Origin of the sequence: Streptomyces sp. NPDC047971, from assembly GCF_040653355.1 — a bacterium.
GTDB lineage: Bacteria > Actinomycetota > Actinomycetes > Streptomycetales > Streptomycetaceae > Streptomyces.
Map to the genome: position 1 here is coordinate 1 of NZ_JBEZNW010000028.1, position 20,071 is coordinate 20,071.

Annotated in this window: 19 protein-coding genes; 11 read left to right on the top strand and 8 right to left on the bottom strand. The window is 72.2% G+C overall.

Annotation, left to right across the window (positions count from 1 at the left end):
• The 3 genes from AB0D99_RS24335 to AB0D99_RS24345 all read right to left on the bottom strand — a co-directional run.
• On the bottom strand, positions 1-1,232 hold a 1,232-nt coding region (locus AB0D99_RS24335; RefSeq protein ID WP_362365948.1), incomplete at its 3' end, for an ABC transporter transmembrane domain-containing protein.
• A complete protein-coding gene (locus tag AB0D99_RS24340) occupies positions 1,229-2,962 on the bottom strand; it encodes an ABC transporter ATP-binding protein (RefSeq protein WP_362365951.1) in 1,734 nt (577 codons plus the stop codon). The genes AB0D99_RS24335 and AB0D99_RS24340, both read right to left, overlap by 4 nt.
• Positions 2,963-2,977: 15 nt before the next feature.
• Positions 2,978-3,616 (bottom strand): NAD(P)H-dependent oxidoreductase, encoded by a 639-nt coding sequence (locus tag AB0D99_RS24345; protein WP_362365954.1) that lies wholly within the window; start codon positions 3,614-3,616, stop codon positions 2,978-2,980.
• 79 nt (positions 3,617-3,695) lie between these two features.
• On the opposite strand from AB0D99_RS24345, the gene AB0D99_RS24350 reads away from it, so the two are divergent.
• The 5 genes from AB0D99_RS24350 to AB0D99_RS24370 all read left to right on the top strand — a co-directional run bounded on the left by AB0D99_RS24350 (position 3,696) and on the right by AB0D99_RS24370 (position 8,221).
• Positions 3,696-4,466 (top strand): aminotransferase class IV, encoded by a 771-nt coding sequence (locus AB0D99_RS24350; RefSeq protein WP_362365957.1) that lies wholly within the window; start codon positions 3,696-3,698, stop codon positions 4,464-4,466.
• A gap of 107 nt (positions 4,467-4,573) precedes the next feature.
• On the top strand, positions 4,574-6,286 hold the full coding sequence (locus AB0D99_RS24355) for a right-handed parallel beta-helix repeat-containing protein (protein WP_362365960.1): 1,713 nt from the start codon (positions 4,574-4,576) through the stop codon (positions 6,284-6,286).
• Positions 6,283-6,681 carry a hypothetical protein gene (locus tag AB0D99_RS24360; RefSeq protein WP_362365962.1) on the top strand — a complete coding sequence of 133 codons (399 nt, stop codon included), beginning with the start codon at positions 6,283-6,285 and terminating at the stop codon, positions 6,679-6,681. The genes AB0D99_RS24355 and AB0D99_RS24360 overlap by 4 nt, the downstream gene beginning before the upstream one ends.
• A gap of 284 nt (positions 6,682-6,965) precedes the next feature.
• Entirely contained in the window at positions 6,966-7,472 is a 507-nt protein-coding gene (locus tag AB0D99_RS24365) for a hypothetical protein (protein WP_362365965.1), read from the top strand.
• 131 nt (positions 7,473-7,603) lie between these two features.
• A complete protein-coding gene (locus AB0D99_RS24370) occupies positions 7,604-8,221 on the top strand; it encodes a class F sortase (RefSeq protein ID WP_362365968.1) in 618 nt (205 codons plus the stop codon).
• Positions 8,222-8,231: 10 nt separating this feature from the next.
• Here the strand turns inward: AB0D99_RS24370 and AB0D99_RS24375 are convergent, their stop codons facing one another.
• The 3 genes from AB0D99_RS24375 to AB0D99_RS24385 are packed head-to-tail and all read right to left on the bottom strand — an operon-like array spanning position 8,232 to position 10,636.
• Positions 8,232-9,011, bottom strand: a complete 780-nt coding sequence (locus tag AB0D99_RS24375; RefSeq protein ID WP_362365971.1) for a TSUP family transporter — start codon at positions 9,009-9,011, stop codon at positions 8,232-8,234.
• Positions 9,012-9,048: 37 nt separating this feature from the next.
• Positions 9,049-9,252, bottom strand: coding sequence for a hypothetical protein (locus tag AB0D99_RS24380; RefSeq protein ID WP_362365974.1), 204 nt, complete (start codon positions 9,250-9,252; stop codon positions 9,049-9,051).
• Entirely contained in the window at positions 9,245-10,636 is a 1,392-nt protein-coding gene (locus AB0D99_RS24385; RefSeq protein ID WP_362365977.1) for a ferric reductase-like transmembrane domain-containing protein, read from the bottom strand. Before AB0D99_RS24385 ends, AB0D99_RS24380 begins: the two co-directional genes overlap by 8 nt.
• Before the next feature lie 210 nt (positions 10,637-10,846).
• Here AB0D99_RS24385 and AB0D99_RS24390 point away from each other — a divergent pair, with 210 nt between their 5' ends.
• The 5 genes from AB0D99_RS24390 (at position 10,847) to AB0D99_RS24410 (ending at position 16,475) form a co-directional block, all read left to right on the top strand.
• Entirely contained in the window at positions 10,847-12,076 is a 1,230-nt protein-coding gene (locus AB0D99_RS24390; protein WP_362365980.1) for an FAD-dependent oxidoreductase, read from the top strand.
• Between the two features lies 1 nt (position 12,077).
• Complete coding sequence (nirB, locus tag AB0D99_RS24395; protein ID WP_362365983.1) at positions 12,078-14,618, top strand: nitrite reductase large subunit NirB; 2,541 nt, start codon at positions 12,078-12,080, stop codon at positions 14,616-14,618.
• 4 nt (positions 14,619-14,622) lie between these two features.
• A complete protein-coding gene (gene nirD / locus AB0D99_RS24400) occupies positions 14,623-14,970 on the top strand; it encodes a nitrite reductase small subunit NirD (RefSeq protein ID WP_362365986.1) in 348 nt (115 codons plus the stop codon).
• Between the two features lie 64 nt (positions 14,971-15,034).
• The gene (locus AB0D99_RS24405; RefSeq protein WP_362365989.1) at positions 15,035-15,619 is read left to right on the top strand and encodes a TetR family transcriptional regulator; all 585 of its coding nucleotides are present in this window, start codon (positions 15,035-15,037) and stop codon (positions 15,617-15,619) included.
• A 94-nt stretch (positions 15,620-15,713) separates the two neighbouring features.
• Positions 15,714-16,475 carry an SDR family oxidoreductase gene (locus tag AB0D99_RS24410; RefSeq protein ID WP_362365992.1) on the top strand — a complete coding sequence of 254 codons (762 nt, stop codon included), beginning with the start codon at positions 15,714-15,716 and terminating at the stop codon, positions 16,473-16,475.
• Between the two features lie 13 nt (positions 16,476-16,488).
• On the opposite strand, the gene AB0D99_RS24415 is transcribed toward AB0D99_RS24410, so the two are convergent.
• Positions 16,489-16,899 (bottom strand): VOC family protein, encoded by a 411-nt coding sequence (locus tag AB0D99_RS24415; RefSeq protein WP_362365995.1) that lies wholly within the window; start codon positions 16,897-16,899, stop codon positions 16,489-16,491.
• 490 nt (positions 16,900-17,389) lie between these two features.
• On the opposite strand from AB0D99_RS24415, the gene AB0D99_RS24420 reads away from it, so the two are divergent.
• Positions 17,390-18,550, top strand: a complete 1,161-nt coding sequence (locus AB0D99_RS24420; protein WP_362365998.1) for an alkaline phosphatase PhoX — start codon at positions 17,390-17,392, stop codon at positions 18,548-18,550.
• Here the strand turns inward: AB0D99_RS24420 and AB0D99_RS24425 are convergent.
• Positions 18,520-19,560: a winged helix-turn-helix domain-containing protein gene (locus AB0D99_RS24425; protein WP_362366001.1), complete on the bottom strand. Its 1,041-nt coding sequence runs from the start codon at positions 19,558-19,560 to the stop codon at positions 18,520-18,522. The two genes, AB0D99_RS24420 and AB0D99_RS24425, sit on opposite strands and share 31 nt — an antisense overlap.
• Positions 19,561-20,071: the final 511 nt, after the last annotated feature.

Sequence of the window (20,071 nt, forward strand, 5' to 3'; positions counted from 1 at the left end):
GTGGTCTTGCCGGCGCCGGTCGGTCCGACGATGGCGACCGTCTGGCCGGGCTCCACCGTCAGCGACAGGTCCTCGATGAGCGGCTTCTCCGGCTCATAGCGGAACGCGGCCTTCTCGAAGGAGACCCGGCCGGTCACGGTCTCGGGGCGTCGCGCTCCCGCGGGCGCCGGGGACTCCTCCTCGGCGTCGAGGAGGTCGAAGACCCGCTCGGCGGAGGCGACTCCGGACTGGAGCAGATTGGCCATGGCCGCGACCTGGGTGATCGGGCCGTTGAACTCGTAGGAGTACTGGATGAACGCCTGCACGTCGCCGACGGACAGCGTGCCGCTCGCCACCCTCAGCCCGCCGACCACGGCGATCAGGACGTAGTTGACGTTGCCGAGGAAGGTGAGGGCCGGCTGGATGAAGCCGGACATGAACTGGGCGCGGAAGCTCGCCGCGTACAGCTCCTCTCCCAGCTCGTCGAAGCGGGCCACCGCGTCGTCGCGCCGCCCGAAGGCGACGACCTCCGCGTGGCCGGTGAACATCTCCTCCACATGGCTGTTGAGACGCCCGGTGACGGCCCACTGCTTCACGAACTGCGGCTGGGCCCGCTTGCCGATCCGGGCGGCCGTGAACAGCGAGACGGGGACGGTCGCCAGCGCGACCAGGGCGAGCAGCGGGGAGATCCAGAACATCATCACCAGCACGCCCACGAGGGTGAGCAGCGCCCGGACCATCTGACTGAACGCCTGCTGGAGGGTCTGGGTGATGTTGTCGATGTCGTTGGTGGTGCGGCTGAGGACCTCGCCGCGCGGCTGCCGGTCGACGTACGAGAGCGGCAGCCGGGCGAGCTTGTGCTGCGCCTGCTCGCGCAGCCGGTGGCCGGCGCGCTGGACGACGGTCGTGGCGAGCCGCTGCTGGACCCAGTTGAGTCCGGCGGAGAGGGTGACCAGGGCGACGGAGAGCGCGAGGACGTTCGCGACCGCCCGGAAGTCGACGCCGGCCGGGCTCGCGGCGCCGGAGACGACGAGGTCGGTGGCGTGGCCGAGGATCATCGGGCTGAGGACGGCGAGGGTGACGCCGACCGCCGCGGTCGCGAACACGGCCAGCAGCCGCGGGCGTTCGGGGGCCATGGTGCGCAGCAGTCGCAGGCCGGAGCTCCGGAAGTCCAGCGACCGTTCGAGGGAGGGGGTGGCGATGCCGGGACCGCGCTGCTGGACGGCGGGTCCCCGGCGCTGGGGGGCGCTCACGCTGCTTCCTCCTCGGTGATCTGGGAGAGGACGATCTCCCGGTAGGTGGCGTTGTCCCGCATGAGTTCCTCGTGGGTGCCGCTGCCGACGGCCCGGCCCTGGTCGAGGACGAGGATCCGGTCGGCGCCGCGGATGGTGGAGACGCGCTGGGCGACGATGACGACGGTCGCGTCGGCGGTCTCCCTGGCGAGGGCTTCACGGAGCAGCGCGTCGGTCCGGTTGTCGAGGGCGGAGAAGGAGTCGTCGAAGAGATAGACCCGGGGGCGGGCGACGAGGACCCGGGCGATGGCGAGACGCTGACGCTGGCCGCCGGAGAGGTTGGTGCCGCCCTGGGCGACCGGTGCGTCGAGGCCCTCGGGGAGGTTCCGTACGAAGTCGGCGGCCTGGGCCGTTTCGAGGGCGTGCCACAGTTCCTCGTCGGTGGCGTCGGGCTTCCCGTACCGCAGGTTGCTCGCGACCGTGCCGGAGAAGAGATAGGGCTTCTGCGGGACGAGTCCGACGGTACGGGCGAGCAGGGCGCGGTCCATGTCGCGGACGTCGACGCCGCCGATCCTGACGTCGCCGTCGGTCGCGTCGAAGAGGCGCGGGACGAGCCCGAGGAGGGTGGTCTTGCCGCTGCCGGTGGAGCCGATGACGGCGGTGGTGCGGCCGGGGCGGGCGGTGAGGCTCACCGAGCGGAGGACGGGCTCCTCGGCGCCGGGGTAGCTGAAGTCGGCGGAGCGGATCTCCAGCCGTCCCTCCTCGCGCAGCTCCCGGACGGGGGCCGCGGGCGGGGCGACGGACGGCTCGGTGGCGAGGATCTCCTGGATGCGTTCGGCGCTGACCTCGGCGCGGGGCATGTGCATCATCAGGAAGAGGACCATCATCACCGACATCATGATCTGGAGCAGATAGCCGAGGAACGCGATCAGCGAACCGGCCTGCAGGGCACCGGACTCGATCCGGTGGGCCCCGGCCCAGACGATGGCGACGGTCGCGAGCTCCCAGACGATCAGCACGATCGGGAACATCACGGACTGCAGCCGTCCGACCCGCAGTCCGACCTCGCGCAGTTCGTCGTTGGCGGCGCCGAACCTCCGCTGCTCGTGCCGGTCGCGGACGAAGGCCCGCACGACCCGGATGCCGGTGATCTGTTCGCGCATCACGCGGTTGACCCGGTCGACGCGCTCCTGCATCCCGCGGAACAGCGGCCGCATCCGCAGCACGACCGTGCCGACGCCCCCGGCCATGAGCGGCACGAACAGCAGCAGCAGGAGGGCGAGGGGGACGTCCTGGTCGAGGGCCATGACGATGCCGCCGACGCACATCAGGGGCGCGGCCACCAGCATCGTCAGGACGAGGACGGTGAACGTCTGGACCTGCTGGACGTCGTTGGTGGTGCGGGTGATGAGGGAGGCGGTGCCGAAGCGGCTCATCTCGCGGGCGGAGAAGTCCTGGACGCGACGGAAGGCCGCGGCGCGCAGATCGCGCGCGATCCCCATGGCGATCCTGGCGCCGAAGTAGACGGCGGTGGCGGCCGCCACCGCCTGGAGGAGCGTGACGGCGGCCATCAGGCCGCCGCCGGCCAGCACATGGGCGGTGTCACCGCGCAGGACTCCGTCGTCGATGACGTCGGCGTTGAGGGTGGGCAGGGTGAGGGAGGCGAGGGACTGGACGAGCTGGAGGAGGACGACCAGGGCCAGGGTGCGCCGGTAGGGTCGCAGCCGCCCGCCGACGAGTCGGAACAGCATGGTTTCCGTGCTCCCTCAAGCCGCGTACGGACGGGTGGACTTGGCGGTGCGGAGCGCCTGTGCCCACCAGGCGATCTGGTCGAGCATCGACTTGGCGGCGGCGTCCGGTCCGGTGGGGTCCTTGTGGCGCCCGTCCTCGTCGAAGTGGCCGTGGGCGTTGTGGAAGGAGACGGTGTCCCGGACGGTCACGGCGTGCATCTCGGCGAAGACCTGGCGCAGTTGCTCGACGGCGCGCAGCCCTCCGGACATCCCTCCGTACGAGACGAAGCCGACGGGCTTGGCCTGCCACTCGGTGTAGTGCCAGTCGATGAGGGACTTGAGGGCCGCGGGGAAGGAGTGGTTGTACTCGGGGGTGAGGACGACGAAGGCGTCGGCGGCGGCGAGGACCGGGGAGACCTTGTCGAGTTCGGCGCGGACGGCGGGGTCGGGGCTGTACGAGAGGGAGGTCGGCAGGTCGGCCTCGGCGAGGTCGACGACGTCGACGGTGAAGTCGTCGCGCCCGGTGGTCCGGCCGAGGAACCAGTCGGCCACGACGGGGCCGAAACGGCCCTCGCGGTTGCTGGCCACGATGACGGCGAGCCTGAGCGGCGCGGCGTCGGCGGAGTCGGTGGAGTCCGTGGAGACGGCGGAGTTCGCGGAGTTCGTGATGTCCATGTCCAGGATCTTGATACCTCAAGTTTGGTTGAGGTCAAGCCCCGATTTCTCCGCGCGCGCTTCCGCATACGGTGAGGGCATGACGACGCCTGTCCCGCACATCGAGATCGACGGCTCCCCCGCCACCGACCCGGAGGTTCTCGCCGCTCTCCTGACCGGCTTCGGCCACTTCACCGCCGCCCAGGTGCGGGACGGCCGGATACAGGGCCTGGACCTGCATCTGGCGCGCCTCGACCGGGCCGGCCGGGAGCTGTTCGACGAGGGCGTGGACGGGGAACGCGTACGGGCACTGCTGCGCGGCGCCCTGGAATCGGCGGGCCGACGGGACGCGGCGGCCCGGGTGTACGTCTTTCCGGGCCTCGCCGGAGGCACCCGGACCGTGGTGACGCTGAGGGAGCCGTACACCCACGTCCCGACCCCGCAGCGGCTGAAGTCCGTCGTGTACGGGCGGCCCGCGCCCCACATCAAGCACGTGGGCGGCTTCGGCCAGACGTACTACGGGGAGGCGGTGCGGCGCGAGGGCTTCGACGAGGCACTGCTGACGTCGCCGGACGGCGAGGTCTCCGAGGGCGCGGTCACCAACATCGCCTTCTGGGACGGCGCGTCACTGGTCTGGCCTTCGGCCCCCTGCCTGCACGGCATCACGATGACCCTGCTGGAGGCCCGGCTGGAATCCGTACGGCGCCGGGTGACCAGGGACGACCTCGCGGGCTTCCGCGCGGCCTTCGTGACGAACTCCCGGGGGATCTCACCGGTCGCCGGGATCGACGACGTGGAGTTCGAGGTGGACGAGGACCTGATGCGGCGCGTGCACGCGGCCGGCGCCTCGGTTCCGTGGGACGAGCTGTAGCGGACCCGACGCCGTCCCGCGCGGGCAACACACCGTCCACCAGGGGGCGTTCGGGACACCACCCAGGTAGCATCGGTGGTGCAGGTGGGTGACATGGGGGTCCGAAGATGGTCGCGAGGTACGTCGTCTCGCCGCGGGGCGGTCGTCGCGCCCACCCCGACATCGCCTCCGCCCTGCGGGCCGCCGCCGGCCGGAACCGGGCGGCGCTGATCGAGATCGCGCCCGGGACCTACGAGGAGCACCTCGTCGCCGTCGGGGAGGTCCGGCTGGTCGCGGCCGACGGACCGGGGTCCGTCGTGGTGAACCGGCCGCGCGGGACCGTCCTGGAGACCAGCGGGTCGGTGTGCGTCGAAGGTCTCGTCCTGACCGGGCGCGACACCGAGGCCGACACCGTCACCTGCCTGGCCGGCACCCTCACCCTGGACCGCGCGGAGGTGCGCACGCCCGGCGGCGCCGGCGTGCACGCCCGGCCGAACACCCACGTCACCCTGCGCGACAGCGTCGTCCGGCACGGCCGCACCGTCTTCACCGCGTCCACCGGGCTGATCGAGCGGTGCCGGTTCACCGACGCCGCCGACAACGCGATCGCCGTGATCGAGGGCGCCCGGGTCGCCGTCCGCGGCAGCCGGATCGAGGGCAGCCTGATCCACGGGGTGCGCGTCTGCGACGCGCAGGCCGAGGTCACCGGCTGTGAGCTGACCGGCACCGGGCACTCCGCCCTCGCGGCGGACGCGCGGGCCGAACTCGCCGTGGCCGACTGCGCGATCAGCGCCGTCCAGGGCGAGGGGATCATGTTCAGCGAACAGTCCCGGGGCTCCGTGGACCGCACACGCGTCACCGACGCGCGGCACGGCATCGCGGTGGCGAGCGGCGCGAACCCGGTGGTCCGCGGCTGCGTGTTCACCGACTGCCACGACTCCGGCATCAACGTGCAGACGAAGGCCCGGGGCACCTTCGAGGACTGTCACGTCGTCCGCGCGGGCAACGTCGCGGTCTTCTCCACCACGGGCGGCGCTCCGGAGGTGCGCGACTGCCGCGTCTCCGGAGGAAACGTCGGGATCGCCCTGACGGACGCCGGGCGAGGCCGCTTCACCCGGGTCGGGATCGAGGACCTGGCCGGCTCGGCGCTCCGCGTCTGGGACGGTTCCCAGGGGGTGTTCGAGGGCGTCCGGGTGGACCGCTGCTCGCAGGGACTGGACACCACCCAGGGCGACGGCGGCACCACCGCCGACCTCACCGACGTGGTGTTCCGCGACTTCGACGTCACCGCGGTCACCGCCCTCGGCCAGTCCAGGGTCACGCTCAAGGGCGTCACGGCGGAGCGCGGGGTGGTGGGCTTCGGCGCCGGCGAGGAGGCCCGGCTGCTCGTGCACGACTGCGACGTCGCGGCGATCCGCGTCGGAGGTGTCGTCGTGTACGGCAACGCCGGCCTCTTCGCGAGGAACCTCACCGTGAACGGGTCGGAGGGAACGGGGCTGACCGCGGCCGGCACCGCCTACCTGGACGTCGCGGACAGCGTGTTCGCGGACTGCGCGAAGGCCGGCGCCCTGTTCGCCGACGACTCCGCCGGCCGCCTGGTCGGCTGCTCCGTGACAGGGACGGAGGGAACGGCCGTGCAGCACAACGGCCGCGTCGACCTCGACTCGCTGCGCACGTCGCTGCCGGTCGTCGACGAGAAGGTGCACACGGTCGAGCCGACGCCGACGGTCATCAACCAGATCGGGCCCGTCTTCTACGGCACGGTCACCAACAGCCAGTTCTCGTGGAACAACGACAACGTCGTCCAGCAGCAGACCGAAGGGGACGGTTCCCGCGCATGAGCGAACCTCACGAGGTGCACACCTACGACGGGCCGGTGTTCAACGGTCCCGCATCCCACAACCAGTTCGCCTGGAACAACGAGACCGTGACCCAGAACCAGCAGATCAACGGTGAGGTCGCGGCGGGGTACGAGGCGCTGGCCGAGCGGGTCGCCGAGCTGCTCCGGCAGCTGCCCGGAGCCGGCCTCGCCGAGCAGGACCGCGAGGACGCCGAGGCCGCGGCCGGAGAGGTCCTGGACGTCATCACCCGGCCGGAACCCGAGGCGGGCAGGGTGCGCCGCGCGCTCGCCACGCTCAGAGGCGCGCTCGTCCCCGTCGCGAGCGGGGTCGCCGCCGGCACGACCGTGGCGGCACAGGAGTGGGCCCGCACGGCGATCGAGGGCCTGATCGTCTGACGGCGGCGGCGATGGGGGCCGCCGGCGGGGAGAGCCTCCGGGAGTGCGGCCCCACCGGCGTCACCCGTTCGGCACGGGGTCCCGGACGGCGCCTCACAGCCGGGCCTGACCTGCGTAAACACTCGCCGGCCAGGCGACACACCGCACCGGACGGCGTAATTCTGATCCTCCATCAGCAGGCGGGGCGCGCGCGGCGGCCCTTATCTCGGTCCTAGGAGGTAGGTCCCGGGAAGTCCCTCCCGGGAGACCTCCCCGGCACGTCCGCTCGCGCCCCGGAGGACCCCATGCGCACCACTGCCCGTCTGCTCACCGGTACCGCGATGACGGTCGCCGCGATCGGCGCCCTCGCCTCACCGGCGGCGTACGCAGGGGACCACGAGGCCCTGGAGGTCTATCCGTCCTCCGCCACCCCCGGCACGACCGTCACCGTGAACACCCTCGCCTGCGGTTCGCACGGGCACGGCGTCGGGGACGCGAACTCGCTCGGCGCGGGCGAGTTCCAGCTGAACCCGAGCACGCACAAGGAGGTCGTGGTCGGCCAGTTCACCGTTCCGCACCACGCCAAGGCCGGTACGTACGGCATCAGCGTCGCGTGCGACAACGGCAAGACCGCCCGGGGCGAACTCGTCGTGAAGCACAAGAGCCCGAGCGGCCATGTCCAGACCGGTGTCGGGGGCAGCATCGGCCCCGACACCGCCCAGATCACGGCGGGCGCGGCGGTGCTGGCCGCGGCTGCCGTCGGCGGTACCTGGCTCCTGCGCCGCCGGGCGAGCGGCGCGCAGGACGACTAGGGATTGCTCCCGGGCCTCTGTCCGGGCTCCCTGGGTGTACCGCCCGTGCCCTGCCCCCACCGCGCGCCCCCTACGAGGCCCGGCGGGGGCAGGGCCACATCTCCTCCCGCACCACCCCGAGAGGGCAGACCGTGAGCAGCAGGACCAAGGGCTGGGGCATAGCCATCGCCGCATGCGTCGGCATCTGGCTCGTGCAGAACGGCTCGGAGAACGTCACCCCGCCGCTGCCGTCGGCCGCGGAGGCGTTCGCCGCCGGGCCGAACGCGCACACGGACGCCGCCGCCGACCCGCTGCCGCCCTCCGCCCCCGTCCGGCTGCGCATCCCCGAGATCGACGTCGACGCGCCCATGACCGGGCTCGGGCTGGGCCCGGACGGCGCGCTCGACGTGCCGCCGGCCGACGACCGCAATCTGGCCGGCTGGTACGAGGACGGCACCACGCCCGGCGCCAAGGGCACCTCGATCGTCGCCGGTCATGTCGACAACGCGCGGGGTCCGGCGGTCTTCTACGCGCTCGGCGCGCTCAAGAAGGGCAACAGGATCGAGGTGGACCGGGAGGACGGGCGTACCGCCGTCTTCACGATCGACGCCATCGAGGTGTACGAGAACGAGGACTTCCCGGACGAGCGCGTCTACGGGGAGAAGGACCGGGCCGAGCTACGGGTGATCACCTGCGGAGGCGGGTTCACCGAGAAGTCCGGCTACCAGGGGAACGTGGTGGCCTTCGGTCACCTCATCGGGGTGCGCTGAGCGGCCGCCGTCAGCTCCACTGGTCGAAGGCGAGCTTCGCGACCAGCGAGAACACCACGAAGAGCAGCACCCCGCGGACGAACTCCGCGCCCTTGCTCAGGGCCATCCGCGCCCCGATCATCCCGCCGGCCAGATTGAAGACCGCCATGACGGCGGCCAGCTGCCACAGGACGCTGCCCTGGTAGGCGAACATCGCGAGAGCCCCCGCGTTGGTGCAGACGTTGACGATCTTGGCGGTGGCGGAGGCGGTCACCAGGTCGAGATGGAGCACGGCGGTGAGCGCGAGGACCAGGAACGTCCCGGTTCCGGGCCCGAACAGCCCGTCGTAGAGGCCGATGCCACCGCCGACGAGCACGATCGCGGTGACGACCCGGGCCCGCGTCACGGGCGCCCTGTCCCCTCCCTGGGTCCCGAAGGACGGCCGCAGCATCACGAAGGCGGCCACGCCGACCAGCACCACCATGATGACGGGGCGCAGCACCTCGCTGCTGATCCCGGCCGCGAAGAACGCCCCGGCCATGGACCCGGCGAGGGCCGCGAGCCCGATCCGTACCGCCGTCCTCACCTGCACCGGCGCCTTGCGCACGTAGGTGACGGCGGCGCCGGTCGTGCCCACGATCGCGACGGCCTTGTTGGTGCCGAGGATCTGCGCGGCGCCGGCCTGCGGGAGCCCGAGCAGCAGAGCCGGCAGCAGCAGGAGCCCTCCCCCGCCGACCACCGCGTCGATCCAGCCGGCCACGAGTGCGGCGACGCAGAGCAGGACGACGGTGGTGAGGGATATGTCAGGCATGATCGCGAGCCTAGGGAGGAGATCGGTGTGCCGTCCATCAATCCCTGGAGAGTTGAGCTACGTCTGAGGTTGCGCCGGTCGGCGCGCGGTCGGGCGCGGGCGGAGCGGCCGGGTCGACGGCGGCCGTCAGGAAGGTCGCGGCGAGGGCGCCGGCCGTGAGGAGCCCGGCGGCGAGCCGTCGGCGGGCCCGGTCGGTCGCGTGGACGGCGACGTGGGAGCGCGGCGCACGGTGCTTAGTCATGGCTGAAGTCCTCGGAGTGGATGCGGCGGGCGGGGACCCCGGCCCTGACGAGTGCGTCGGTGGCGGCGCGGGCCATCCCGGGCGGCCCGCACAGATAGACGTCGTGGGCGGCCAGGTCGGGCACGAGATTGCGCAGCGCCTGGGGCGCGAGCGGGTCGAAGGAGGCGTCGGAGGGGCCGAGCAGGTAGTGGAGGGCGGCCTGTCGCCGGTGGGCGATCCGCTCCAGTTCCCCGCGCAGCACCAGCCCGTCCGCGTCGGACGCCCGGTACAGCAGCGTCACGTCGCCGGGGCCCCCGGGCAGCGTCTCGAAGAGTGCCCGCATCGGGGTGATCCCCACGCCCCCGGCGAGCAGGAGCACCTTGCGGCGCGTACGGCGGTGCGCGGTGAGCGCGCCGAACGGGCCGGTGGCCAGGACCCGGGTGCCGGGGCGCAGGCGCCGGATCCGGCGGGTGTGGTCGCCGATAGCCTTGACCGTGATGCGCAGGGTGTCGTCGTGGACGGGGGCGGAGAGGGAGAAGGGCAGCGCGGTCCGCCACAGCCTGCGGGTCAGGAAGCGCCAGCGGAAGAACTGGCCCGGTTCGGCGCACAGCCGCTCCAGACCGGTGCCGCGGATGGTCACCGAGACGACGTTCGGCCCCTCGGCGCGCACCTCGCTCACCCGGAGCGTGTGGCGCAGCGCCTGCCGGACGGGGACGACGATCCGGTACCAGACGAGGAGCACGGCGACGGTCGCGTGCGCCATCGACCAGGCCCAGACCAGCGGCAGGCTCTCCGCGAGGTCGGGTCCCGCGAGCTGGTGCACGAAGCCGAGGGCGGCGGCGAGATGGCTGCCGAGATGGATCGCCCGCCAGGTCTCGTGCCTCAGCCGCCGTCGGGCCGCCCGGGCGGAGGTGACGCCGACGGCGACGAGGAGGGCGGTGCCGGCGGTGGCGGCGGCCAGCGCCGGGTAGGAGAGCAGCCCGAGGGTGGCGGTGACGAGGTCGGTACCGGTGTGCACGGCGTAGCCGCAGAGGGCGAGGAGCGCGTGGGCGGCGACGAGACCGAGGACGTACCGGCCGCCCAGGGCGTGCCAGCGGGCGAGCCGGTCGGCTCCGACACCGTGCTCGACGGCGGGGACACGGGCCATCAGGAAGAGCATCACGAGGACGCCGTAGCCGGCGAGCAGCCCGGTCAGATGCGCGCCGGTGGCGAAGAGGGCGTCCAGGCGCGCGGACGGTTCGACCTGGACGCCCCAGAGCAGGGCGACGGCCCCGGCCCCGCCGACGACGGCGTCGCGCAGCCGCTCGGGGGCGAGACGGAGCGGGGGCGCGGCCGCGGGGGCCTGCGGAAGCGGACGCGCCGCCGGGCGCGCGTCCAGGAGGGGTTCACTGACCTCGGTCGTCACACCGGCACACTAGGGTCCGCCCGTATACGAGAAGCCCAGGTCAGCCGCTCCCCCGCGATCCTTAAGGTCCCCTTGAGGCGACTCTGACCACCGGTTAAGCCTCACACCCGTCCGCCTCACAGTGCGAACCCCACGGGTCTGAGATCAGCGTTCCGCGGGAGAAACAAACGGGATGCCGACGGGTAACACCCGCCCCGCACGCTTCGAGACATGAGTACACGGATCGTGGTGGTCGGAGGCGGCACGGCGGGCGTCCGGCTCGCCCAGCGCCTGCCGGTCACCCTCCTCGGCGAAGAGCCGCACGCACCGTACAACAGGGTGCTGCTCGCGGACGTCCTCGCCGGGCGGTACGCGCCCGAGGTGATCGCGCTGCCCGCTCCCCTGGAGCCGGTGCGGCGCGGGGTGCGGGCGGTGCGGATCGACCGGGCCGCCAGGACCGTCGCGTGCGAGGACGGGACGACGGTCGGCTACGACCGGCTGGTCCTGGCGACCGGCTCCAATCCCGTGCTGCCGCCGCTGCGCGGACTGCGCGGCTCGCGGCTGCCGTCGGGCGTCCACCCGTTCCGCACGCTCGACGACTGCCTGGAGCTGCGGGGGCTCGTGCGGCCCGGGGTCCGCGCGGTCGTCATCGGCGGCGGGCTGCTCGGGGTCTCCGCGGCCCGCGCGCTGGCGGCCCTCGGCGCCGAGGTCGTGCTCACCCAGCAGGGCGAGCGGCTCATGGAACGCCAGCTCGACGCGCGGGCCTCGGAGCTGCTCCGGGAGCACGTGGAGTCCCTCGGCGTCGAGGTGCACACCGAGTGCCGGGTCAGCGGCCTGCGCCAGGAGGAGGGCGCGGTCACGGCCGTGGAGCTGGCGGACGGCTTCGTGCTCGACGCCGGGGTCGTGGTCCTCGCCTGCGGGGTCAGGCCGCGTGTCGGGCTCGCCCGTGACGCCGGTCTGGACGTCCGCCGGGGCATCGTCGTCGACGACGAGCTGCGGACCTCCGATCCGTACGTCCACGCCATCGGCGACTGCGCCGAGCACGACGGCCGGGTCTACGGACTGGCCGGCCCGGCCCTGGAACAGGCGGACGCCCTGGCGGAGCTCCTGCTGTCCGAGACGTCCGGCGACCGGGCCGCCACGACGGTGCCGGAGGCGAGGCCGCGGCCCGCCTACACCGGAACCCGCGCCCTGACCCGCCTGACCCTGGGCGGGCCCGAGGCGCTCGACCTGGCCGCCTTCGGCGAGGCCACGCCGCTGCCCGGCGACGACGTCGTGCAGCTGACCGACGCCACCCGGCGCGCCTACCGCAAGGTCGTCGTCCGCGGCGACCGCCTCGTCGGCGGCGTGCTCCTCGGCGATCTCGCCGCGGTCGGGGCGCTCGCCCGGGCCTGGGAGGGCGACGAGGCCCTTCCGCCCGCTCCCCTGCTTCACCTGCTCACCCATGACGGAGGCTCCTGAGATGTCGACCACGCCCGCGCACACCCCCACTGTCGTCCTGGTCGGCCACGGCATGGTCGGCCAGCGTTTCCTGGAGGCGCTGGCGGACCGTGGCGTCACCGAGCGCGCCCGCGTCGTGGTGCTCTGCGAGGAGCCGCGCCCCGCCTACGACCGGGTCCAGCTGACCTCGTACTTCAACGGCCGCAGCGCCGACGATCTCTCGATGGTCGAGGACGGCTTCATGGCGAAGCACGGCATCGAGCTGTACGTCGGCGACCCGGCCGAGTCGGTGGACCGCGAGGCCCGTACGGTCACCGCGCGCTCCGGTCGGGTCGTCCCGTACGACACGCTCGTCCTCGCCACCGGCTCGTACCCCTTCGTGCCGCCCGTCCCCGGCAAGGACGCGCGCGGCTGCTTCGTCTATCGGACGATCGAGGACCTGCTGGCCATCGAGGAGTACGCGAAGACGGCGACGACCGGTGCGGTCGTCGGCGGCGGACTGCTCGGTCTGGAGGCCGCGGGCGCGCTCAAGGGTCTCGGACTCGACACGCACATCGTGGAGTTCGCGCCCCGGCTGATGCCGGTACAGGTCGACGAGGGCGGTGGCGCGGCGCTGCTGCGCACGATCGAGCAGATGGGGCTGAGCGTCCACACGGGCACCGGCACCCAGGAGGTCGTGACCGAGAACGGCGCGGTCACGGGGATGCGGCTGTCGGACGGCTCCGAACTGGCCACGGACATGGTGGTGTTCTCGGCGGGCGTACGCCCCCGCGACCAGCTGGCCCGCGACTGCGGACTGACGGTCGGCGAGCGCGGCGGCGTCGCGGTGGACGAACGGTGCAGGACGTCCGACCCGGCCGTGTACGCGATCGGCGAATGCGCGCTGGCCTCCGACGGCCGGGTGTACGGCCTGGTGGCGCCCGGTTACGAGATGGCGCTGATCGCCGCGGCGACGATCGCCGACGAGGCCGTGGACGGCTTCACCGGTGCCGACATGTCGACCAAGCTGAAGCTGCTGGGGGTCGACGTGGCCTCCTTCGGTGACGCGCACGGCACGGCCGAGGGCTGCCTCGACGTCGTGTACTCCGACTCCCGCTCGGGGGTCTACAAGAAGCTGGTCGTCGACGGCGAGGGCCGGCTGCTCGGCGGTGTCCTGGTCGGCGACGCCGACTCGTACGGGATGCTGCGGCCGCTCACCGGCTCCGTCCCGCCGGTCTCCCCCGAGCAGCTGGTGCTGCCGGCGGGCTCCGGGGCGCCGGTCGCGCTCGGCCCGTCCGCGCTGCCGGACGACGCCGTCATCTGCTCGTGCCACAACGTCACCAAGCACGCCATCACCCAGTGCGAGACGCTGCCCGAGGTGAAGAAGTGCACCAAGGCCGGTACGGGGTGCGGCAGTTGTGTGAAGCTCATCGGGCAGCTGCTGCCGGAGCCGAAGGACAAGGGGCTGTGCGCCTGCTTCTCGTACACGCGGAGCGAGCTGTACGAGATCACCCGCACGCTGCGGCTGACCTCCTTCGCGGCGCTGCTCGACTCGCACGGGCGCCCCGAGGCGCGCGGCGGGGAGGGCTGCGAGATCTGCAAGCCGACCGTCGGCTCGATCCTCGCGAGCCTCGCGCCGACGATCGGGGTGGGCGGCTACATCCTGGACGGCGAGCAGGCGTCCCTCCAGGACACCAACGACCACTTCCTGGCGAACCTCCAGCGCAACGGCTCGTACTCGGTCGTGCCGCGCATCCCCGGCGGTGAGATCACCCCGGACAAGCTGATCGTGATAGGCGAGGTGGCCCGGGACTTCGGGCTCTACACCAAGATCACCGGAGGCCAGCGGATCGACATGTTCGGCGCCCGCGTCGAGCAGCTGCCGGCGATCTGGACCCGCCTCGTGGACGCGGGCTTCGAGTCGGGGCACGCGTACGGGAAGTCGCTGCGCACCGTGAAGTCCTGTGTGGGACAGACCTGGTGCCGCTACGGGGTGCAGGACTCGGTGAGGATGGCGATCCAGCTGGAGCTGCGCTACCGGGGCCTGCGCTCCCCGCACAAGCTCAAGTCGGCGGTGTCCGGCTGCGCCCGCGAGTGCGCCGAGGCGCAGTCGAAGGACTTCGGCGTCATCGCGACGGCGAGCGGCTGGAACCTGTACGTGGGCGGCAACGGCGGCGCGACCCCGCGCCACGCGGACCTGCTCGCCCAGGACCTGTCCGACACCGAACTGGTGCGGCTGATCGACCGGTTCCTGATGTTCTACATCCGCACCGCCGACCGCCTGGAGCGCACCTCGACGTGGCTGGAGCGTCTGGAGGGCGGCCTGGAGCACGTCAAGGACGTGGTCGTGCGCGACTCGCTGGGGCTCTGCGACGAGCTGGAGGCGCTGATGGCGGCCCATGTCGCGGACTACCAGGACGAGTGGGCGCAGACCCTGGACGACCCCGACCGGCTGCGCCGCTTCGTGTCGTTCGTCAACGCGCCGGACGCGCCCGACCCGTCGGTGAAGTTCGTGCCCGAGCGCGACCAGATCAAGCCGGACCTGACCGTCCTCACCATCGGAACCCGCCTGGAAAGGGTCTGACGCCATGAAGCTCGAACTCTCCCCCTCCCCCGACGCCTGGATGCCGGTCTGCGAGGAGTCCCGGCTGACGCCGGGCCGGGGCGTGGCCGCGCTGCTCCCGGACGGCCGGCAGGTGGCGCTGTTCAAGGACCGGGCGGGACGTGCGTACGCGATCGACAACCGCGATCCGTTCACCGGGGCGCAGGTGCTGTCGCGCGGGCTGCTCGGTTCGGCGGAGGGGCGGCCGTTCGTGGCCTCGCCGCTCCTGAAGCAGCGCTTCGACCTGGAGACGGGCCGCTGCCTGGACGACGAGGAGGTCACGGTGGAGGTCTATCCGGTCCGGCTCCACGAGGGCGCGCTCCACTCGGTCTGACTCCGAGGGCACGATCCATCAGAATTACTTGACCGCTCGTTCCAGATAGATCTACGGTGTGGGCGTGGCCAGGACCAAGGAATTCGATCCGGAGGCCGCGCTGCAGGCAGCGCTGGAGCTGTTCTGGCGGCGTGGCTACGAGGCGACGACGATGTCGGACCTCGTCGAGCACCTCGGGATCGGCCGCGCCAGCATCTACGCCACCTTCGGCAACAAGCACGAGCTCTACATGAAGGCGATGGAGCGCTACCTCCGGGCGAACGACCCGGCGATGACGGAGGAGCTCTCCGCGCCGGGCCCCGCACTGCCGCCCGTCCGGGCCCTGGTCCGCCGCTTCGCCGACGAGGCGGCGACCGACGAAGTCCGCCTGACCGGCTGCTTCATCACCAACTCGGCCGCCGAACTGGGGCCCCACGACGGGGCCGTGGCGCGGCGGGTGGAGCTGAGCTGGGAGCAGATCGAGACCCTGCTCCACGCCTCGCTGGTCCGGGCCCGCGCCCAGGGCGAGCTGCCCGCGGATCGCGATCCGCGGGCACTGGCCCGGATGCTGCTCGTCCTGATGCAGGGCATCCGCCTGGTCGGCAAGGCGTCGAGCGACCCGGCCAGGGTCCGCGACGCCGCCGAGCAGGCTCTCTCCCTGCTGGACTGAGACCCTCCGGAAAGGGCGCCGTCGGGCGCCCTTTTCTTGGGCCTCGATATTGGAACGTACGGTCAAGAATTCTCTGACAAGGAGTGGCACAGACATGTCCGCACGCTTCACGAACAAGACCGTCCTCGTCACCGGCGCCGGCAGCGGCCTCGGCCGGGCCATCGCGCTCGCCTTCGCCGCCGAGGGCGCGAAGGTGGTCGTCTCCGGCCGGCGCGCCGCGCCCCTCGACGAGACGGTGTCCCTGATCGAGGCCGCCGGCGGCACCGCGGCCGCCGTCACCGCCGACGTGGCCAGGGCCGAGGACCTCGGTCACCTCGTCAGCCGCACGGTCGCGCTCTTCGGCTCCCTCGACGTCGCGGTGAACAACGCCGGTATCTTCCGTGGCGGCGCCTCGGCCGCCGACTTCCCGCTGGAGGACTGGCAGGCGCTGCTCGACACCAACGTGACCGGTGTCCTGCACTCGCTCCAGGCCGAGGTGGCCCACATGCGGGCCCACGGCGGCGGCGCGATCGTCAACATCTCGTCCAACCTCGGCCCGCACGTCCGCATCCCGGGCGTCTTCGGCTACCAGGTCTCCAAGGCGGCGGTCTCCGCGCTCACCCGTGCCGCCGCCCGCGACCACATCGCCGAAGGCGTCCGGATCAACGCGGTCAGCCCGGGTGCCTCGGAGTCGTCCATGTCGCTGCTGCCCGGCGAGACCGAGGCCGATCGGGAGGTGCGGATGAAGGAGCAGTCCCCGCTCGGGCGCGTGACGGCGGCCTCCGAGGTGGCGGCGGCGGTGCTGTACCTCGCCTCGGAGGACGCCGGGTCGGTGGTCGGCACCGACCTGGTGATCGACGGCGGCGTCTCGGCCTGACACCCGCGGGGCATCAGCCCTGGACGGCCGCCGGGTCCATCCAGAAGACCTCCCAGTGGTGGCCGTCCGGGTCCGCGAAGGAGCGCCCGTACATGAAGCCGTGGTCCAGCGGCTCCTTCGCCGCCGACCCGCCGGCCGCGAGGGCCCCGTCCGCCAGCGCGTCGACGGCCTCGCGGCTCTCGGCGCTCAGCGTGATCAGCACCTCGGTCGTCTTCGTCGCGTCGGAGACCTCCTTGCCGGGCGCGGTGAACTCCTTGAACTTCGGCTCGGTCAGCAGCATCGCGAAGATGGTGTCGCTGATGACCAGACACCCGGTGTTCTCGTCGCTGAACTGCGGGTTGAAGGAGTAGCCGAGCTTCGTCCAGAAGCCCTTCGTGGCCTCCAGGTCCTTCACGGGCAGGTTCACGAAGATCATCTGCGTCATGGTGGGTCACTCTCTCCTGTGGTTCGTCCGCGCCGTTCGCCGTGCCGGCGCTTCGTGGCGTCGCTTTCGAGAGGTAAGACATGGGGGGCGCGCGGAACTCATCGCTTTCCGGCGATCTTTTTTTCGAGGTTCTTCCGGAGGGCCCTCCGGGGCCGCCGAAGGCTCCGGGGCGCCCTCCCGGCCCACGCCGGCGTCGTCCACGGGCCCGGCGGCCAGTATGGCTCTCCGACGAGGCTCCCGCTCGTGCGACCGGCACGTGTCGAGCGCCGTCGGCCGAGAGGCCCTGCCCGTGGCGACCGCGACGGCGCGGGCCGCGACGGCGCCGACCGGGACGAAACCCGCCGACATTCGTACCGACGCTTCCCCTTCACCGGTTGTTGCCGCACCGTCAACTCCGAACCAACTCCGTACTCCTAGGTTCCCGAAGCGCGCGACCCCGCCGCCGACCGGTGCGGCGGGGCGGTCACCACCACCCACTCTGGAGTGAGACGTGGAGCGACGCAGTTTCCTGCGCGGAGCGGTCATCGGCACCTCGGCCGCCGCGTTCGGCGGCACCCTGATGCGCGGGGCCGCCTACGCGGCGCCCGCCCAGCCCGGCGCCGGCCCCTACGGGGCCCTCGGCGCGGCCGACGCCAACGGCATCCAGCTGCCGAGCGGATTCAGCAGCCGGGTCATCGCCCGGTCGGGGCAGACGGTCTCCGGCACCTCGTACACCTGGCACAACGCGCCCGACGGCGGCGCCTGCTACGCCAACGGATCGGGCTGGATCTACGTCTCCAACTCGGAGATCAACCCGAGCGGCGGCGCGAGCGCGGTCAGGTTCGGCTCGACCGGCGCCATCACCGGCGCGTACCGCATCCTCTCCAACACCCGGCAGAACTGCGCGGGCGGCAAGACCCCGTGGAACACCTGGCTCTCCTGCGAGGAGGTCAGCCTCGGCTACGTCTACGAGGCCGACCCGTACGGGGTGAACGCGGCGGTCCGCCGTGACGCGATGGGCCGCTTCAAGCACGAGGCCGCCGCCGCCGACCCCGTGCGTCAGGTGATCTACCTGACCGAGGACGAGAGCAGCGGCTGCTTCTACCGCTTCATCCCCACCACGTGGGGCAACCTCTCCTCCGGCACGCTCCAGGTGCTGGTGGCCGGAACCGCCACCTCCGGCTCCTTCACCTGGCAGAACGTCCCCGACCCGGACGGCTCCCCGACGGCCACCCGCAGCCAGGTGTCCGGCTCGAAGAAGTTCAACGGCGGCGAGGGCTGTCACTACGCCAACGACACCGTCTGGTTCACCACCAAGGGCGACAACCGCCTCTGGCAGCTCAACCTGGCCAACAGCACCTACGAGCTGGCCTACGACGACTCGCTCGTGGTCGGCGGCGGCGCCCCGCTGACCGGCGTGGACAACGTGACCGGTTCCTCCTCCGGCGACCTGTTCATCGCCGAGGACGGCGGCAACATGGAGATCTGCATCATCACGCCGGACGACGTCGTCGCCCCGTTCCTGCGGATCGGCGGCCAGTCCAGCTCCGAGATCTGCGGACCCGCCTTCTCCCCCGACGGCAGCCGGCTCTACTTCTCCAGCCAGCGCGGCACGAGCGGCAGCTCCTCGGGCGGCATCACCTACGAGGTGACGGGCCCGTTCCGCGCATAGACACGTTCGGCGGGGGCCCGTGAGGGACCCGCGACACTCTGGGCGCCGCCGAGCAGGGCGGCGCCCAGAGGCGTCAGCGTGTGCAGGACCGCGTTGCCGTGCCGCAGGGTCGCCACGAGGCCGGCCTCGCGGAGCACGCCCGCGTGCTGGCTGGCCGAGGCGAGCGACACCCCCGCCCTGCGGGCCAGTTCGCTCGTGGTCCCGCCGTCCCCGATGGCGTGCAGGACCGCGGAGCGGGTGTTGCCGACCAGCTTGGCCAGGGAGGACCCGCCCGGCTCCCGAACGGTCGGCGCCTCGCAGTGGGTCGTCGGGTAGACCAGCACCGGCGGCAGCGAGGGGTCGCGCAGGACGACCGGCGTGCCGCGGCAGAAGTACGAGGGCTGGAGCAACAGGCCCCTGCCGTCGAGGTGCAGATCGCGCTCGACGGGATAGTCCGCCTCCAGGACGGGCGCGCGCCAGCGGAACATCGGCGGCAGCGAGGCGAGGAGCTCCTCCGCGCCTCCGTCGAGCAGGGCCCGGCCGCGCACCGCCCGGTCGGCCTCGACCCGGGCGCGGATATGGGGCCAGTACGGCGCGATCGCCGCCCGGTGATAGCTGCCCAGCGCCCCGATGAGCCGGCTGAACGGCTCCGCGCCGCCCTCGGCGAGGGCGCGCAGCGAGTGGGGCACGGTCCGCCCGCCGGCCCGGTCGACGCCCAGCAGCGCCAGCTCGCGCCGGAGCCGGGCCTGGGGGGTCTCGCGGATCGCCTGGAGGCCCTCGTCGAGGCCGTGCACGCCCTGGGACGGGGTCAGGAAGTCGGGAAAGTAACCGCGACTGGGAACGAGGGCGGCGAGGAGCCGGGTCTCACCGTTGAGGCGTGTGCGGGTGTCCGAGCGCCATTCCCCGTAGACGACCGGCCCGCGCCGGTCTCTTAAACGGTGAAAACTGAGAATCGTTTCCCACAGAACGTCGGGCCGGGCGGCCATCCGGACGCCCGCCAAGTCGTTTGCGGTGAAATGAATCCGCAGCATTGAACCCCCACCTGTGCACTCGCAACCACCCCCGTCGAAGAGTATGCACGTCATCACAGGACGTTACCAGGGTGTTTCAGCCACACTTGAAAAGCCTCGCGGCGAACGGGGGCGAACCGAAAAGCTGTGCGGGTCGGGCAGGAAACCTTCAGGACCGAGGTGGCGTGGCGAAGACCGTGGGGGGCTTCACGCGTCCGGCGGCGGTCGGCGAGGGTTGCGGCTCACCTGCCCGACATGGGTAATGGGCGCGGTCACCGGGTGGGGATCCGGGGGCCGCGCCCGTACCGTTCTTTGCGGGACCAATCGAGGAAAGTTCAAAGCGGAAAGTTCAACGGCCAATAATTCAACCGGCCTCGATTGAACATGAACTCACATTTGCCGAACATCGCGGTGCCGGCCAGGAGCGGACGAAATACGACGGGGCGGACACCTCCGCACAAGGTGTCCGCCCCGTCCCTCTTGCAGACCGGAACCGCCGCCCATCGGTTTGAGGGTCGGGGACGAGCGGCGG

What these genes read in the sequence shown, in the direction of transcription:
- nirB (WP_362365983.1), top strand. Translation starts at nt 12,078, where the DNA reads ATGTCGACCACGCCCGCGCACACCCCCACTGTCGTCCTGGTCGGCCAC.
- AB0D99_RS24425 (WP_362366001.1), bottom strand. Translation starts at nt 19,560, where the DNA reads ATGCTGCGGATTCATTTCACCGCAAACGACTTGGCGGGCGTCCGGATG.
- AB0D99_RS24410 (WP_362365992.1), top strand. Translation starts at nt 15,714, where the DNA reads ATGTCCGCACGCTTCACGAACAAGACCGTCCTCGTCACCGGCGCCGGC.
- AB0D99_RS24345 (WP_362365954.1), bottom strand. Translation starts at nt 3,616, where the DNA reads ATGGACATCACGAACTCCGCGAACTCCGCCGTCTCCACGGACTCCACC.
- AB0D99_RS24360 (WP_362365962.1), top strand. Translation starts at nt 6,283, where the DNA reads ATGAGCGAACCTCACGAGGTGCACACCTACGACGGGCCGGTGTTCAAC.
- nirD (WP_362365986.1), top strand. Translation starts at nt 14,623, where the DNA reads ATGAAGCTCGAACTCTCCCCCTCCCCCGACGCCTGGATGCCGGTCTGC.
- AB0D99_RS24350 (WP_362365957.1), top strand. Translation starts at nt 3,696, where the DNA reads ATGACGACGCCTGTCCCGCACATCGAGATCGACGGCTCCCCCGCCACC.
- AB0D99_RS24340 (WP_362365951.1), bottom strand. Translation starts at nt 2,962, where the DNA reads ATGCTGTTCCGACTCGTCGGCGGGCGGCTGCGACCCTACCGGCGCACC.
- AB0D99_RS24375 (WP_362365971.1), bottom strand. Translation starts at nt 9,011, where the DNA reads ATGCCTGACATATCCCTCACCACCGTCGTCCTGCTCTGCGTCGCCGCA.
- AB0D99_RS24415 (WP_362365995.1), bottom strand. Translation starts at nt 16,899, where the DNA reads ATGACGCAGATGATCTTCGTGAACCTGCCCGTGAAGGACCTGGAGGCC.
- AB0D99_RS24365 (WP_362365965.1), top strand. Translation starts at nt 6,966, where the DNA reads ATGCGCACCACTGCCCGTCTGCTCACCGGTACCGCGATGACGGTCGCC.
- AB0D99_RS24380 (WP_362365974.1), bottom strand. Translation starts at nt 9,252, where the DNA reads ATGACTAAGCACCGTGCGCCGCGCTCCCACGTCGCCGTCCACGCGACC.
- AB0D99_RS24390 (WP_362365980.1), top strand. Translation starts at nt 10,847, where the DNA reads ATGAGTACACGGATCGTGGTGGTCGGAGGCGGCACGGCGGGCGTCCGG.
- AB0D99_RS24355 (WP_362365960.1), top strand. Translation starts at nt 4,574, where the DNA reads ATGGTCGCGAGGTACGTCGTCTCGCCGCGGGGCGGTCGTCGCGCCCAC.